This is a genomic window from Serratia sp. (in: enterobacteria) (assembly GCF_052400455.1).
GTDB lineage: Bacteria > Pseudomonadota > Gammaproteobacteria > Enterobacterales > Enterobacteriaceae > Serratia > Serratia ureilytica.
Map to the genome: position 1 here is coordinate 2,633,127 of NZ_CP185812.1, position 13,561 is coordinate 2,646,687.

The 13,561-nt window shown below is 58.0% G+C and carries 13 protein-coding genes and 1 pseudogene; 11 read left to right on the top strand and 3 right to left on the bottom strand.

The window, feature by feature from the left end:
* Nucleotides 1-567: 567 nt before the first annotated feature.
* The 7 genes and pseudogenes from ACORQT_RS12745 to uspE form a co-directional block, all read left to right on the top strand.
* Nucleotides 568-719 (top strand): annotated as a pseudogene (locus ACORQT_RS12745) (transcriptional repressor AgaR); the annotation flags it as partial.
* A 25-nt stretch (nucleotides 720-744) separates the two neighbouring features.
* A complete protein-coding gene (locus ACORQT_RS12750; protein WP_444859173.1) occupies nucleotides 745-1,911 on the top strand; it encodes an SIS domain-containing protein in 1,167 nt (388 codons plus the stop codon).
* A 9-nt stretch (nucleotides 1,912-1,920) separates the two neighbouring features.
* Nucleotides 1,921-2,775: a tagatose bisphosphate family class II aldolase gene (locus ACORQT_RS12755; protein WP_033650298.1), complete on the top strand. Its 855-nt coding sequence runs from the start codon at nucleotides 1,921-1,923 to the stop codon at nucleotides 2,773-2,775.
* A gap of 306 nt (nucleotides 2,776-3,081) precedes the next feature.
* Nucleotides 3,082-3,393: a hypothetical protein gene (locus ACORQT_RS12760; protein ID WP_033643206.1), complete on the top strand. Its 312-nt coding sequence runs from the start codon at nucleotides 3,082-3,084 to the stop codon at nucleotides 3,391-3,393.
* A gap of 219 nt (nucleotides 3,394-3,612) precedes the next feature.
* Nucleotides 3,613-4,137, top strand: a complete 525-nt coding sequence (ogt, locus tag ACORQT_RS12765) for a methylated-DNA--[protein]-cysteine S-methyltransferase (RefSeq protein WP_004938274.1) — start codon at nucleotides 3,613-3,615, stop codon at nucleotides 4,135-4,137.
* Nucleotides 4,138-4,417: 280 nt separating this feature from the next.
* Complete coding sequence (locus tag ACORQT_RS12770) at nucleotides 4,418-5,182, top strand: FNR family transcription factor (protein ID WP_004938278.1); 765 nt, start codon at nucleotides 4,418-4,420, stop codon at nucleotides 5,180-5,182.
* Nucleotides 5,183-5,308: 126 nt separating this feature from the next.
* Nucleotides 5,309-6,271 (top strand): universal stress protein UspE, encoded by a 963-nt coding sequence (gene uspE, locus ACORQT_RS12775; protein ID WP_004938281.1) that lies wholly within the window; start codon nucleotides 5,309-5,311, stop codon nucleotides 6,269-6,271.
* A gap of 61 nt (nucleotides 6,272-6,332) precedes the next feature.
* On the opposite strand, the gene pntB is transcribed toward uspE, so the two are convergent.
* Both pntB and pntA read right to left on the bottom strand, forming a co-directional pair.
* Complete coding sequence (gene pntB / locus ACORQT_RS12780) at nucleotides 6,333-7,727, bottom strand: Re/Si-specific NAD(P)(+) transhydrogenase subunit beta (protein ID WP_042784619.1); 1,395 nt, start codon at nucleotides 7,725-7,727, stop codon at nucleotides 6,333-6,335.
* Between the two features lie 10 nt (nucleotides 7,728-7,737).
* Complete coding sequence (gene pntA / locus ACORQT_RS12785; RefSeq protein WP_042784620.1) at nucleotides 7,738-9,267, bottom strand: Re/Si-specific NAD(P)(+) transhydrogenase subunit alpha; 1,530 nt, start codon at nucleotides 9,265-9,267, stop codon at nucleotides 7,738-7,740.
* Nucleotides 9,268-9,804: 537 nt separating this feature from the next.
* Between pntA and ydgH the strand changes: the two genes are divergently transcribed.
* Nucleotides 9,805-10,755, top strand: coding sequence for a DUF1471 family protein YdgH (gene ydgH / locus ACORQT_RS12790; protein ID WP_025302966.1), 951 nt, complete (start codon nucleotides 9,805-9,807; stop codon nucleotides 10,753-10,755).
* Here ydgH and ACORQT_RS12795 read toward each other — a convergent pair.
* Nucleotides 10,748-10,942: a hypothetical protein gene (locus tag ACORQT_RS12795; protein WP_127897184.1), complete on the bottom strand. Its 195-nt coding sequence runs from the start codon at nucleotides 10,940-10,942 to the stop codon at nucleotides 10,748-10,750. The genes ydgH and ACORQT_RS12795 overlap by 8 nt on opposite strands.
* A 57-nt stretch (nucleotides 10,943-10,999) precedes the next feature.
* Between ACORQT_RS12795 and ACORQT_RS12800 the strand changes: the two genes are divergently transcribed.
* The 3 genes from ACORQT_RS12800 (at nucleotide 11,000) to ACORQT_RS12810 (ending at nucleotide 13,523) form a co-directional block, all read left to right on the top strand.
* Entirely contained in the window at nucleotides 11,000-12,391 is a 1,392-nt protein-coding gene (locus ACORQT_RS12800) for an amino acid permease (protein WP_033643208.1), read from the top strand.
* A 219-nt stretch (nucleotides 12,392-12,610) separates the two neighbouring features.
* A complete protein-coding gene (locus ACORQT_RS12805) occupies nucleotides 12,611-13,096 on the top strand; it encodes a hypothetical protein (RefSeq protein ID WP_042784623.1) in 486 nt (161 codons plus the stop codon).
* Between the two features lie 52 nt (nucleotides 13,097-13,148).
* The gene (locus ACORQT_RS12810) at nucleotides 13,149-13,523 is read left to right on the top strand and encodes a pyridoxamine 5'-phosphate oxidase family protein (protein WP_226886078.1); all 375 of its coding nucleotides are present in this window, start codon (nucleotides 13,149-13,151) and stop codon (nucleotides 13,521-13,523) included.
* Nucleotides 13,524-13,561 lie beyond the last annotated feature (38 nt).

The window sequence follows — 13,561 nt, forward strand, 5'->3', positions numbered from 1 at the left end:
CGCTATCGGCTGCAGATCCTCGCCGGAGGGAAACGCATGGCCGCTGTCGTTCACCCTCACCCGCTGCAATGCGGCGCTATTACACGCGCCGGCATAAAAAAACAGTGAAAGCCCGGCGGCTGCCGAATTATCGCTGCGGCTTTCGGCCTCGACGGACTGAATAATTAAATGCCGGGAATTGTCGACTGAAAAATAACGAATTTGCCGTTTTCAGTTTGCGTTGACGCTGCTTTCGGTTGGCGCTCAAACGAAAGCAAAAACAAATATAAGCAACTGATAGATATAGATATTTTAAAATTAATCGATTGCATTTCAGTGTTTCGTTTGCTGTAATTCGCCACGAACAACTGAAAGCGCTCCGGTCGGTATTGCTGCGGCTTATTAAGCCGCGGTCGGGCACGGCTACAGGTAAATCAGGAGTCTGCGTTAATGATCACTACCGCAAAACGCCGGGAATTAATTATCGACCCGCTGTGCCGCGAAGGCGCGTCGCGCGTGGAACCGCTCAGCCAGCTGCTTTCGGTCTCCAGCGTCACCATCCGCATCAATCGCGACGTCAAACACATCCTCGCCGACGCCAGCAAATTTGGCCGCACAAGTTTTTGCACGATCGCGACATCGGCCAGATCCACCGCCTGGTCACCGACAGCCGTATTCCGGCGCACTACCTGCAGGCGCTGCACCATTTAGGGATCGACGTGATTATCGCCGACCGTTAACCGAGGCTTTTAAGGAGTTGTCATCATGAACGCGTATTTCTCTTACGAGGCGAATTGGCTGAAGCAGCGCAACGCCTGGCACACCGCCGCAGAAATTTGGCATCAGCCGGATCTGTGGGCGGCGCTGCATCGGCAGCTGCAGGATCAACAGGCGCAATGGCAGCCGTTTCTGGCGCCGCTGCTGGCCAATCCGCGCCAGCAGATCGTGCTGTGCGGCGCCGGCAGCTCGGCGTTCGCCGGCCGCGCCCTGGCCCCCTGGCTGCGCGAACGCACCGGCCGCAACGTGGTGGCCTACGGCACTACCGATATCGTCGCCAACCCGCTGCAGTATCTCGACCCTGAGCGGCCGACGCTGCTGGTCTCCTTCGCCCGCTCAGGCAACAGCCCGGAGAGCGTGGCGACGGTGGAGCTGGCCGATCAACTGCTGCCGGAAAGCTACCACCTGATGCTGGTGTGCAACCCGGACAGCAAGCTGGCGCAGTATGCGCATCGGCGCGACAACGTCTGTTCGCTGGTGATGCCGCAAGGCGCCAACGATCAGAGCTTCGCCATGACCTCCAGCTTCAGCTGCATGATGCTGAGCGCCGCGCTGCTGCTCGGCCCCCTGTCGCTCGAGGCCGCCCAGGCGCCGCTGCATGCCATGGTGCAGCGCTGCCGCGCTCTGCGAGAAACGCTGCCGCCGCAGGTGAAGGCGCTGGCCGCCGGCGGTTTCCGCCGCTACATCACCCTCGGCGGCAGCTGCTTTACCGGCCTCGCCGAAGAGGCCTCGCTCAAGATGCTGGAGCTGACCGCCGGGCACATCGTGACGCGCTACGACTCGCCGCTCGGCCTGCGTCATGGTCCGAAATTTATGGTCGACGGCCAGACGCTGGTGGTGTTGATGTTCTCGCGCGACGACTACGCCCGCCAGTATGACCGCGATCTGTGGAACGAACTGCAGCGCGATGGGCAGGCGATGCAGCTGGTCGGATTGACCGGCGAGCGCCAACCCCTCGCTGATGCCCTGCTGCATATGCACGATGCGGCAGACGATATCTGGCTGCTGTTCCCGTATCTGCTGTTCACCCAAATGCTGGCCTTCGAGAGTTCGCTGGCGCTGGGGCTGACACCAGACAACCCTTGCCCGACCGGCGAGGTTAACCGGGTGGTGAAAGGCGTGACGATTTACCGTTTTCCTTCCCCCGAGCTGTAAGGAGATCCCATGTATCTGATAGCCAACCGAGACATGCTGCTCAAGGCGCAGCGCCAGGGTTACGCCGTTCCGGCGTTTAACGTTCACAATCTGGAAACCGTGCAGGTGGTGGCGGAGACCGCCGCCGAGCTGCGCTCGCCGGTGATCATGGCCGGCACGCCCGGCACCTTCAGCTATGCCGGCACCGACTACCTGATCGGTATCTGTCAGGCGGCCGCGCACCGCTACGATCTGCCGCTGGCGCTGCATCTGGATCATCACGAAGAGCTCGATGACATCGAGCACAAGGTGAAAAGCGGCATCCGCTCGGTAATGATCGACGGCTCCCATTTGCCGTTCGAGCAGAATATCGCCAAGGTGGCCGCCGCAGTGGCCCTGTGCCATCGCTACGGCGCCAGCGTGGAGGCGGAGCTGGGCCGCCTGGGCGGGCAAGAGGACGATCTGATCGTCGATACGGCGGACAGCTTCTATACCGACCCGGTGGCGGCACGCGAGTTTGTCGCCGCCACCGGCATCGATTCGCTGGCTGTGGCGATCGGTTCCGCCCACGGCCTGTATCACGGCGAACCGAAGCTGGACTTCGAACGCCTGGCGCTGATCCGCGAACAGGTAGACGTGCCGTTGGTGCTGCATGGCGCCTCCGGCATTCCGGAAGCGATGGTCAAGCGCGCGATTTCGCTCGGCGTTTGCAAGGTCAACGTCGCCACCGAATTGAAAATCGCCTTCGCCGATGCGGTGAAAAGCTATTTTTCACAGCATCCGGATGCCAACGATCCGCGCAAATACATCGTCCCCGGCAAGCTGGCGATGAAAGAAGTGGTGGCGGAAAAGATCCGCATCTGCGGCAGCAGCGGCATGCTGTAACCCCACGCCCGCCCCCGGTTTCAGTGGCTGCACCACGGGGGCGAAAACATCCCGCCATTTTCCGCTTTCCTGAGAGAACGATCACAGCCTGTTATCCCGCCCGCGCCTGAAACCATTAACCGGTCTTCACTATGATCCAAATCATGGTTTTACTCATCCTACCTCTCTATTATCAAATTCATTGAATGCAGGCAGTAGGATTTTTGCCCATTCGTTTTTATTTCGCCAAGCGAAATAGCTTATTTTATGAAAACAAGCGCGCTTGTTTTTTAATTGGCAGTGTTTTTACTCTGAAAGGAACAGCGTATGAACCATTACTTAGCCGTATTAAGCGCATTGGTCATTCTGCCCTTCGCTCTGCAAGCAAAACCGCTTTCCGGCAGCCAGGTCGCCTCTGGCGTCGTCCGCTTCACCGGCGCCATTACCACGCCTGCATGCACCGTCAAACATCAGGATGAAAAGCTTATCTCCAGCTGCTTCGGTAAAGTGACGGAATATCAGAACGGGTATATATCCTCTTCGTTAAAAGCGATGCCAAAAGAATTAGTTTCTGCCGTCAGCAGTGAGATGGTGAATAACGATCCCCATTTAAAACGCGTGACCATCAGCTATAAGTAACCACAAAGCATTACTGCCTGCTGAAATAATAAACAAGACACAATTTGTCTTGATGACTTATAAATTTATTTTATAAATTTATCGTACAATAACTCCCCGCCTTACCGTAAGCCGGCTATTCGGGCGACCCTGCGGTCGCCCATCAGCATGTCCGAAATCCGCCATCGCTCCCTTCCATTTCATGCGATAATCGCCCTACCAAACCGAGGAGTGATCCAGATGCAGACTTTTTTGATTGATCGTACCGCCACGCCAGTGGGAGAACTGGTGCTGATTGCCGATGAACAGGGGCGCCTGCGGGCGATTGACTGGACCGATCACGAAGCGCGCCTGATGAAGCTGCTGAATACCCACTACCGCGCCGATCGGTTCACCCTGCGCGAACAGCGCGATCCCAGCGGGCTGACCGACGCCATGCAGCGCTATTTCGCCGGTGAACTGAGCATTATCGATCGGTTACCGGTGATGACCGCCGGCACCGAGTTCCAACGCACCGTCTGGCAACAGCTGCGCCAAATCCCCTGCGGCGAGATCCTGACCTACGGCCAGCTCGCGCAACGCATCGGCCGTCCGACCGCCTCGCGCGCAGTCGGCATGGCCAACGGTTCAAATCCGATCAGCATCGTCGTGCCCTGCCACCGAGTGATCGGTTCGCAAGGCGCACTGACCGGCTATGCCGGTGGCGTACAGCGCAAACAATGGCTGCTGCAGCACGAAGGCTACCTGCCTAAAAGCCTGCTGTAGCCGCGCCAGGCGATTATCCGGCGCCATTGTTTGGCGACGCTTAATAAAGCCCATTGCTCAACGCCACGCTCGCAGGCCGCTGGGCCCCATGAATAACTTGTGTGAATAAAACGCATAAGTCACAAATAATACTCATAACTTCAGTCCCCTACAGAATAATCGGCGGCATGTGTGCGTAAAATTCGCACACAATGCCCCTATTCAGACTAATGCTACCCTTATCAGCTGCGGCAAAAGATGTTAAAATTGACTCATATCAATTATTGAATGAGCGTAATCTATGATCCCGGAAAAACGCGTGATTCGTCGTATCCAGTCTGGTGGTTGTGCGATCCATTGCCAGGACTGCAGCATCAGCCAGCTGTGCATTCCTTTCACCCTTAATGCCCACGAGCTGGATCAGCTCGACAACATTATCGAGAGGAAAAAGCCTATTCAGAAAGGCCAGACCCTGTTCAAGGCCGGCGACGAGTTGAAATCGCTGTACGCGATCCGTTCCGGGACCATCAAGAGCTACACCATCACCGAGCAAGGCGACGAGCAAATCACCGGCTTCCACCTGGCGGGTGACCTGGTGGGCTTTGACGCCATCGGTGGCCTGAAGCACCCAAGCTTCGCCCAGGCGCTGGAAACCTCGATGGTGTGCGAAATTCCGTTCGAGACCCTCGACGATCTGTCCGGCAAAATGCCAAACCTGCGTCAGCAGATCATGCGGTTGATGAGCGGCGAGATCAAAGGCGACCAGGACATGATCCTGCTGTTGTCGAAGAAAAACGCCGAAGAGCGCCTGGCGGCGTTCGTTTACAACCTGTCGCGCCGCTTTGCGGAGCGCGGTTTCTCTCCGCGCGAGTTCCGTTTGACCATGACCCGCGGCGATATCGGCAACTATCTCGGCCTGACGGTGGAAACCATTAGTCGACTGCTGGGTCGCTTCCAGAAAAGCGAAATCCTCAGCGTGAAAGGCAAATATATCACCATCGAAAACGCCGACGCCCTGTCGGTGCTGGCCGGTACGCCGCGTATCAACGTGACCGTCAACGCCTGATTCTCCTGCCGGATCACCATTTCCCCGAAATTGTTGATCCGGCACGCTTCTGTTGTTGTTCTGTTTTTCAATGTTGGGTTACTCTGTAAATTAACAGACTGTTGATTTCAGCTGTAAGGAGGCCCTATGGCGAAGTATCAGAATCTTCTGGTGGCTATTGACCCCAATCAGGACGATCAGCCGGCATTGCGCCGCGCCGTGTACCTGGTAAAACGGAACGGCGGGCGCATCAAGGCCTTCCTGCCCATCTATGACTTCTCTTACGAAATGACGACCCTGCTCTCCCCGGATGAAAGAACGGCGATGCGGCAAGGTGTGATCAGCCAACGCGCCGCCTGGATCAACGAGCAGTGTCGCTTCTATCTCAACGACGGCGTGCCGATCGAAATCAAAGTGGTCTGGCATAACCGCCCCTTCGAAGCCATCATTCAGGAAGTGCTTTCCGGCCAACATGACCTGCTGCTGAAAATGGCGCACCAACACGACCGGTTGGAGTCGGTGATCTTTACCCCCACCGACTGGCACCTGCTGCGCAAATGCCCTTGCCCGGTGTGGATGGTGAAAGACCAGCCCTGGCCGGAAGGCGGCAAGGCGCTGGTGGCGGTCAATCTGGCCAGCGAAGAACCCTATCACGACCCGCTCAATATCAAACTGGTGCAAGAAACCGTCGAACTGGCGCAAAACGTCAACCAGACCGAGGTTCACCTGGTCGGCGCCTATCCCGTTACCCCGATCAACATCGCCATCGAATTGCCCGACTTCGACCCAAGCGTCTACAACGACGCCATTCGCGGCCAGCATCTGATCGCCATGAAGGCGCTACGGCAAAAATTCTGCATTAAGGAAGAGTTCACCCACGTGGAAAAAGGCCTGCCGGAAGAGGTGATCCCCGATCTGGCCGAACATCTGCAGGCGGGCGTGGTGGTGCTGGGCACCCTGGGCCGCACCGGCATTTCAGCCGCCTTTATCGGCAACACGGCGGAACATGTGATCGATCATCTGAAATGCGACCTGCTGGTGATTAAGCCGGAGAACTTCAACTGCCCGATCGAGGCGGATGAAGACGATGAGCATGACGACGAAGATTAGGCTTCGCACATAAAAAAACGGGCCGCTGAAAAGCGGCCCGTTTTTCTTTGGTTGCCCAATTTTACTTCTGCAACGCCCGCAAAATCGCTTCCACGCTGTCTTTGGCGTCGCCAAACAGCATTTGGGTGTTCTCCTTGAAGAACAGCGGGTTCTGCACGCCGGCGTAGCCGGTGTTCATCGACCGTTTGAACGCGATCACGTTCTGCGCTTTCCACACTTCCAATACCGGCATGCCGGCGATCGGGCTGCGCGGATCTTCCAGCGCCGCCGGGTTCACCGTATCGTTGGCGCCGATCACCAGCACGGTGTCGGTATCCGGGAAATCGTCGTTGATTTCATCCATCTCCAGCACCACGTCGTACGGCACCTTCGCCTCTGCCAGCAGCACGTTCATGTGGCCCGGCAAGCGCCCCGCGACCGGGTGAATGCCGAAGCGCACCTTCACGCCGCGCGCCCGCAGTTTTTCGGTGATTTCCGCCACCGGATACTGCGCCTGCGCCACCGCCATGCCATAGCCCGGGGTGATGATCACCGAGGTGGAGTTTTTCAACTGCTCGGCCACCTCTTCCGCCGTGGTTTCACGGTATTCGCCCATCTCTTCGGCTTCGCCGGTGGATGAACCGTCGCTGCCGAAACCGCCGGCGATCACGCTGATAAACGAGCGGTTCATCGCCTTGCACATGATGTAAGATAGGATCGCCCCCGAAGAGCCCACCAGCGCGCCGGTGACGATCAGCAGATCGTTGCTCAGCATGAAGCCCGCCGCGGCCGCCGCCCACCCCGAGTAGGAGTTGAGCATCGACACCACCACCGGCATGTCGGCGCCGCCGATCGAGGCGACCAGATGCCAGCCGAACGCCAGCGCGATCGCCGTCATCAGCAGCAGCGTCACCACCTGCCAGCCCACGCTGTCGGTGCGCACGAACGCCACCAGCAGCAGGAACGAGATCACCAGCGCCGCCAGGTTCAGCTTGTGGCGATTCGGCAGCATCAACGGCTTGGAAGAAATGATGCCGCGCAGCTTGCCGAAGGCGACGATCGACCCGGTGAAGGTCACCGCACCGATAAAGATGCCGAGGAACACTTCGGTCAGATGGATATTCGCCATCACCGGCTCCATCGGCGCACCGTGATCCAGATAACTGTTGAAACCGACCAGCACCGCGGCCAGGCCAACGAAGCTGTGCAGCACCGCCACCAGCTCCGGCATTTCGGTCATCTCGACCTTCTTCGCCAGATAGACGCCGATCGAGCCGCCGATGATCATGGCGATGATGATCCAGCCGACGTTGCCGGAATCCGGCCCCAGAATGGTCGCGATCAGCGCGATCGCCATGCCGGCGACGCCAAACAGGTTGCCCTGCTTCGACGTTTCATGACGCGACAGGCCCGCCAGGCTGAAAATAAACAAAATAGCGGCAACAATGTATGCAGCTGTAACCAATCCTCCAGACATTTGTTACCCCTTAGTTCTTGCGGAACATCTTCAGCATGCGCTGAGTGACGGTGAACCCACCGAAAATATTGATGCTGGCGATCAGCACGGCGATAAAGGAGAGAAAACTCACCCAGCCGCCGTGGCCAATTTGCAGCAGCGCACCGACCACGATAATCCCTGAGATCGCGTTGGTGACCGACATCAACGGGGTATGCAGCGCATGGCTGACGTTCCAGACCACGTAGTACCCGACCACGCAGGCCAGCGCGAACACGGTAAAGTGCGACAGGAACTCTTTCGGGGCTGCGTCCGCCAGCCAGCCGAACAGCAGGATCGCCAGAGCCATCAGGCCGTACTTCAGCCACGGCGAGGTCGGCTTGGCTTCAGGTTTGGCGACCGGTGCAGCGGCGGGCGCCGCTTTCGGCTGGGCGGAAACCTGGATCGGCGGCGCCGGCCAGGTGATTTCACCGCTGCGCACCACGGTAACGCCGCGGATCACCGTATCGTCGAAATCGATATCGATCTCGCCGTTCTTCTCTTTCGACAGCAGCTTCAGCAGGTTGACCAGGTTGGTGCCGTACAGCTGCGAAGATTGTGTCGGCAAGCGGCTCGGCAGATCGGTATAGCCGATGATTTTCACGCCGTTGTCGGTCACGGTAATGGTGTCGGCCACGGTCAGTTCGCAGTTGCCGCCGGTTTGCGCCGCCAGATCGACGATCACGCTGCCCGGCTTCATCGACGCTACCATCTCTTTGGTGATCAGCTTCGGCGCCGGTTTACCCGGGATCAGCGCGGTGGTGACGATGATGTCAACCTCCGCCGCCTGTGCGGCGAACAGCGCCATCTCGGCCTTGATAAAGGCTTCGGACATCACTTTGGCGTAACCGTCGCCGCTGCCCGCTTCCTCTTCAAAATCCAGCTCGAGGAATTCCGCGCCCATGCTCTGCACCTGCTCTTTCACTTCCGGGCGGGTGTCGAAGGCGCGCACGATGGCGCCGAGGCTGCCCGCAGCGCCGATCGCCGCCAGGCCGGCCACGCCGGCGCCGATGATCATCACCTTGGCCGGCGGTACTTTGCCGGCGGCGGTGATCTGGCCGGTGAAGAAGCGGCCGAACTCATGCGCCGCCTCGACGATGGCGCGGTAGCCGGCGATGTTGGCCATCGAGCTCAGCGCATCCATCGACTGGGCGCGCGAGATGCGCGGCACCGAATCCATCGCCAGCGCGGTGACGTTGCGCGCCGCCAGCTTGGCCATCAGCTCGGGGTTTTGCGCCGGCCAGATAAAGCTGACCAGCGTGCTGCCTTCGCGCATCAAGGCGATCTCGTCGTCTTGCGGCGCGTTGACTTTCAGGATCAGATCCGACTGCCACACTTCGTTTTCGTCGACCAGCGCCGCGCCGGCGGCTTCGTAGGCGACGTCGTCAAAACTGGCCAGTTTGCCCGCCCCGCGTTCAATCGCGACGGTAAAACCCAGCTTCAGCAGTTGTTCCACCGTTTTCGGCGTGGCTGCGACCCGGGCTTCATTGGCCAACCGCTCTCTTGGTACACCAATACGCATAATGTTCCCTTCTCACCTGTCTTGGATGATGTTTATTATTTTCCTGCCCATAGAACGGCGCCATCGGCGAGCGAGGCGTCAACTTGCCCGCACTGATTTCAGACGCCAACTATAACCTACTGAAAATAAGGTCGATGATCCATAATTGCTTACGCATTCAGCCCTGTTTTTACATAAAAATGCCGGGCGCGATATGACAAATCGCAATTTACAGTGAAAAAATGCATACAGAACAGCATATTCTGCATGATTAGAGGTTTGCGCCCGGCGTAACGATTTATCGCCATGCGGGGCGGATAAGCATAAAAGTTATCATTTTGTGAATAATTAACACTAATGACACCAAAGCCTTTATTATGGAAACTTATGGCGGCGGCGCCATCCGTGCGACCCGCGTCACCGTCAAGGATTTGTCGCACGGGATAACATAAAATGCTGAGACAGTTTTCAGAATTACATGTAATAATCGACGGCTGAATTACACTTAAACAGTTCAGTACGTTATAAACGTTAATGCGCTAGGCGAAAGGATTTTTTATGAAGCTGAAGACCACGATCATCGCGTCAGCCTTGTTATCACTCACCGCGCTGTCCGCTCATGCGGCGCAAGAGTTAACTCCTGAGAAAGCAGCGGCGCTGAAGCCGTTTGATCGCATCACGATTACCGGCCGCTTCAATGCGATCAATGAAGCCGTCGACGCCGTATCCCGCCGTGCAGACAAACTGGGTGCCGATTCCTTCTATATCCAGGACAGCAACAACAGCAACAACGGCGGCAACTGGCGCGTCACCGCAGACCTTTATCATAAAGATGCGCCAGAAGTGAGCAAAACACCAAAATACCGCGTATTTAACGGCGTGAATGAACTGCCTAAAGAGGAAGCCTACCTGCTGGAGCCTTACGATACCGTGAGCGTCAGCGGTTTCTACCGCAGCCAGCCGGACATTAACGACGCCATCTCCAAAGAAGCGCAGAAAAAAGGTGCCGCCTCGTTCTTCATCGTGCGCCAGGTTGACGCCAACTCCGGCGGCAACCAGTTCGTCACCGCCTACATCTATAAGGCCGATGCGCCGAAACGCCGCGTGCAGAGCCCGGACGCCATACCGGCCGATTCTGACGCCGGCCGCGCCGCGCTGGCCGCCGGCGGCGCCGCAGCCGCGAAAGTCGAAATTCCTGGCGTCGCGTCTTCCGGTTCACCAAGCCGCGAAGTGGGCCGTTTCTTCGAAACCCAGTCCTCTACCGGCCAACGCTATACCGTCACGCTGCCTAACGGCACCAAGATTCAGGAAGTGAACAACGTGACCGCCGCGCAGATGGTGCCGTTCGATTCCGTCACCTTCACCGGCCACTTCAACAGCATGACCGACGTGTCCACCGAAGTGGCGAAACGCGCGGCCGAGAAAGGCGCCAAGTACTACCACGTCACTCGCCAATGGCAGAACAAGAGCGGCGGCAACCTGACCGTCAGCGCCGATCTGTTCAAATAAAACCCGCTTTTCGGTTTACCATCGGGCAGCCCTTGAGCTGCCCGTTTTTATTGCCGCTCTTTTCGCCGCTCGTTGAATAGTTTTTTGTAAATTCCGCATATTCAATCATTGCATCTCTAATCATCCCTCCGTAGAATTTGCGCCAATTTTTAGGGCTATTGTCTATTAGCGCAATGGTTGTTAACACATTGTTGCCGCCAAGCAGTTCCCTTCCAGTTGTTTATTCTGCGTTCAGGATCCGTCATTGGAAAAAAAACTCGGTCTTACCGCGCTAACCGCTTTGGTGCTCAGCTCGATGCTGGGCGCCGGCGTGTTCAGTCTGCCGCAAAACATGGCGCAGGTCGCCAGCCCCGCCGCGCTGCTGCTGGGTTGGGGGATCACCGGCGTCGGCATTCTGTTTTTGGCGTTCGCCATGCTGTTGCTTACGCGTCTGCGCCCGGATCTGGACGGCGGCATCTTCACCTACGCCAAAGAGGGATTCGGCGAGCTGATGGGCTTCTGCTCCGCCTGGGGTTACTGGCTGTGCGCCGTGATCGCCAACGTCTCGTATCTGGTGATCGTGTTCGCGGCATTGAGCATTTTCACCGATCGCGGCGGCAACGTTATTCTCGGTGACGGCAATACCTGGCAGGCGCTGATCGCCGAATCCGCCCTGCTGTGGATCGTGCACGCGCTGGTGCTGCGCGGCGTGCAAACCGCCGCCAGCATCAATCTTGCGGCCACCCTCGCCAAGCTGCTGCCTCTGGGGATGTTCGCCGTTCTGGCGGCGATCGCCTTTAAAATGGACGTGTTCACGCTGGACTTCCAGGGGATCGCCCTCGGCAAGCCGGTATGGGAACAGGTCAAGGACACCATGCTGATCACCCTGTGGGTGTTTATCGGCGTGGAAGGCGCCGTGGTGGTTTCCGCGCGCGCGCGCAATAAGAAGGACGTGGGCCGCGCGACCATGTTGGCGGTGCTGTCGGCGCTGGCGGTGTATCTGATGGTCACCTTGCTGTCGCTGGGCGTGGTGCCGCGCAGCGAACTGGCCGACATGCGCAACCCGTCGATGGCAGTGCTGATGGTGGAACTGATTGGCCCGTGGGGAGACGTGATCATCGCCGCCGGTCTTATCATTTCCGTGTGCGGCGCCTACCTCAGCTGGACCATCATGGCGGCGGAAGTCCCCCTGCTGGCCGCACAGCACGGCGCATTTCCACGCGTGTTCGGCAAGCAGAACCGCCATCACGCCCCATCGTCTTCGCTGTGGCTGACCAACATCGCGGTGCAGCTGGCGTTAGTGCTGATCTGGTTGACCGGCAGCAACTACAACTCGCTGTTGACCATCGCGTCGGAAATGATCCTGGTGCCTTACTTCCTGGTCGGCGCATTTCTGTTCAAGGTGGCTTACCGTCGCCGCGACAAGCGCCTGATCTTCGCCGCCACCGGCGCCTGCGTCTATGGTTTATGGCTGCTGTACGCTTCCGGGCTGATGCACCTGCTGATGTCGGTGCTGCTGTATGCGCCGGGCCTGTTGGTGTTCATGTACGCCCGCCGCGGCCATCAGGATATCAATCTGCTGAATCGCCTGGAAAAAGGCAGCATCTTACTGCTGCTGGTGGCCACGCTGCCCGCCGGCTGGTTTATGCTGCACTAAAGTGTCCCGTCAATGCGGCTGCCCGTCAGCCGCATTTTGCTTCCTCTTTTTCCCCTGCTACCGTGTTCCCCCCTTTGCACAGTCAGCCATGCGCCACGCTTGCGATCTCAAATGCAATTAATTATCATTATCATTTGTTGGTTAATGGTAAGACGCGAGTGCCCCTGGCGAGAGGCGTCAGGCGGCGGATGAAGACAGGCTGAAAATGGAAGGCATTTCATGGCTGAGAAACTGCTGCACGCATTACCTTTGTTTACCGCCTGGGAGGCGCTGATCGCCGAGGGCAACATGGCGTTTAATCAGCGGCACGATCGCCAGGCGATGGCGCGCTATCAACAGGCGCTGGAGGGGGCTCAGGCGATCATCGCCGAGAAGCCCTGGCTGAATGCGGACTATACCGCCAGATTTGAAGCGCTGAATATTTTCGAGTCTGCCCTTGCCGCGCTGATCGTCACGTTCAACAACATTACCCATCTGCGCCTGCGGCAGAAGCCTCTGCGCGGCGTCGAGCTGCATGTTCATCAGGCCCGAGTCGCTATCGAGCAACTCTTGGCCGATTCGTCGCTGTGCGAACAGATGCAGCAGATCGCCGAACGGCACCTGCTGCGCTTCAGGATTGAAACCCTGCACTTGCTGCGCGAACACCGGTTGCCGGAAACCAGCGTCTGCGCGCCGGCCGCCAACGCTTCCGCTACCTTGCATTAAAAGTGACACACCAATCTGAGGGCCATCTGTAATGAATGAATTGAATGACGAGATGAAGAAGATGCTGGCTAAACAGCTGCCTGTGCAGGCGACCAGCAGCCCGAACGGCGTTCCCGATATCGGCCCCAAGCGCTCTTTGCGCCTCTATGATGACCGTACGCTGATTTACAACGAAAATACCGGTGGCCAAACGCTGAAAAACATCAAGGCCGGCTCGAAAATGGCCGTTGTGGTCATCGATCGCGAGGCGCTGGACGGTTACCGCTTCGTTGGCACGCCCGAACTGTTTCTGGCGGGTAAGCCGTTTGACGATGCGTTGACGTTTGCGGAAAAAAACGGGATGAAGCCGCCGAAGTACGCGGTGTTAATTCATATAGACAGTATTTATACCCTGCGCTCCGGCCCGAATGCCGGGACCCAGCTCTAGCGCCGGCCGTCATGCGGCGTGAAATATCACGTTCATGG

Excerpts from the sequence above, each read along its gene's own strand:
- pntA (WP_042784620.1), bottom strand. The coding sequence starts at position 9,267 with ATGCGTATTGGTGTACCAAGAGAGCGGTTGGCCAATGAAGCCCGGGTC.
- ydgH (WP_025302966.1), top strand. The coding sequence starts at position 9,805 with ATGAAGCTGAAGACCACGATCATCGCGTCAGCCTTGTTATCACTCACC.
- ACORQT_RS12770 (WP_004938278.1), top strand. The coding sequence starts at position 4,418 with ATGATCCCGGAAAAACGCGTGATTCGTCGTATCCAGTCTGGTGGTTGT.
- ACORQT_RS12750 (WP_444859173.1), top strand. The coding sequence starts at position 745 with ATGAACGCGTATTTCTCTTACGAGGCGAATTGGCTGAAGCAGCGCAAC.
- ogt (WP_004938274.1), top strand. The coding sequence starts at position 3,613 with ATGCAGACTTTTTTGATTGATCGTACCGCCACGCCAGTGGGAGAACTG.
- pntB (WP_042784619.1), bottom strand. The coding sequence starts at position 7,727 with ATGTCTGGAGGATTGGTTACAGCTGCATACATTGTTGCCGCTATTTTG.
- ACORQT_RS12805 (WP_042784623.1), top strand. The coding sequence starts at position 12,611 with ATGGCTGAGAAACTGCTGCACGCATTACCTTTGTTTACCGCCTGGGAG.
- uspE (WP_004938281.1), top strand. The coding sequence starts at position 5,309 with ATGGCGAAGTATCAGAATCTTCTGGTGGCTATTGACCCCAATCAGGAC.
- ACORQT_RS12755 (WP_033650298.1), top strand. The coding sequence starts at position 1,921 with ATGTATCTGATAGCCAACCGAGACATGCTGCTCAAGGCGCAGCGCCAG.
- ACORQT_RS12810 (WP_226886078.1), top strand. The coding sequence starts at position 13,149 with ATGAAGAAGATGCTGGCTAAACAGCTGCCTGTGCAGGCGACCAGCAGC.
- ACORQT_RS12760 (WP_033643206.1), top strand. The coding sequence starts at position 3,082 with ATGAACCATTACTTAGCCGTATTAAGCGCATTGGTCATTCTGCCCTTC.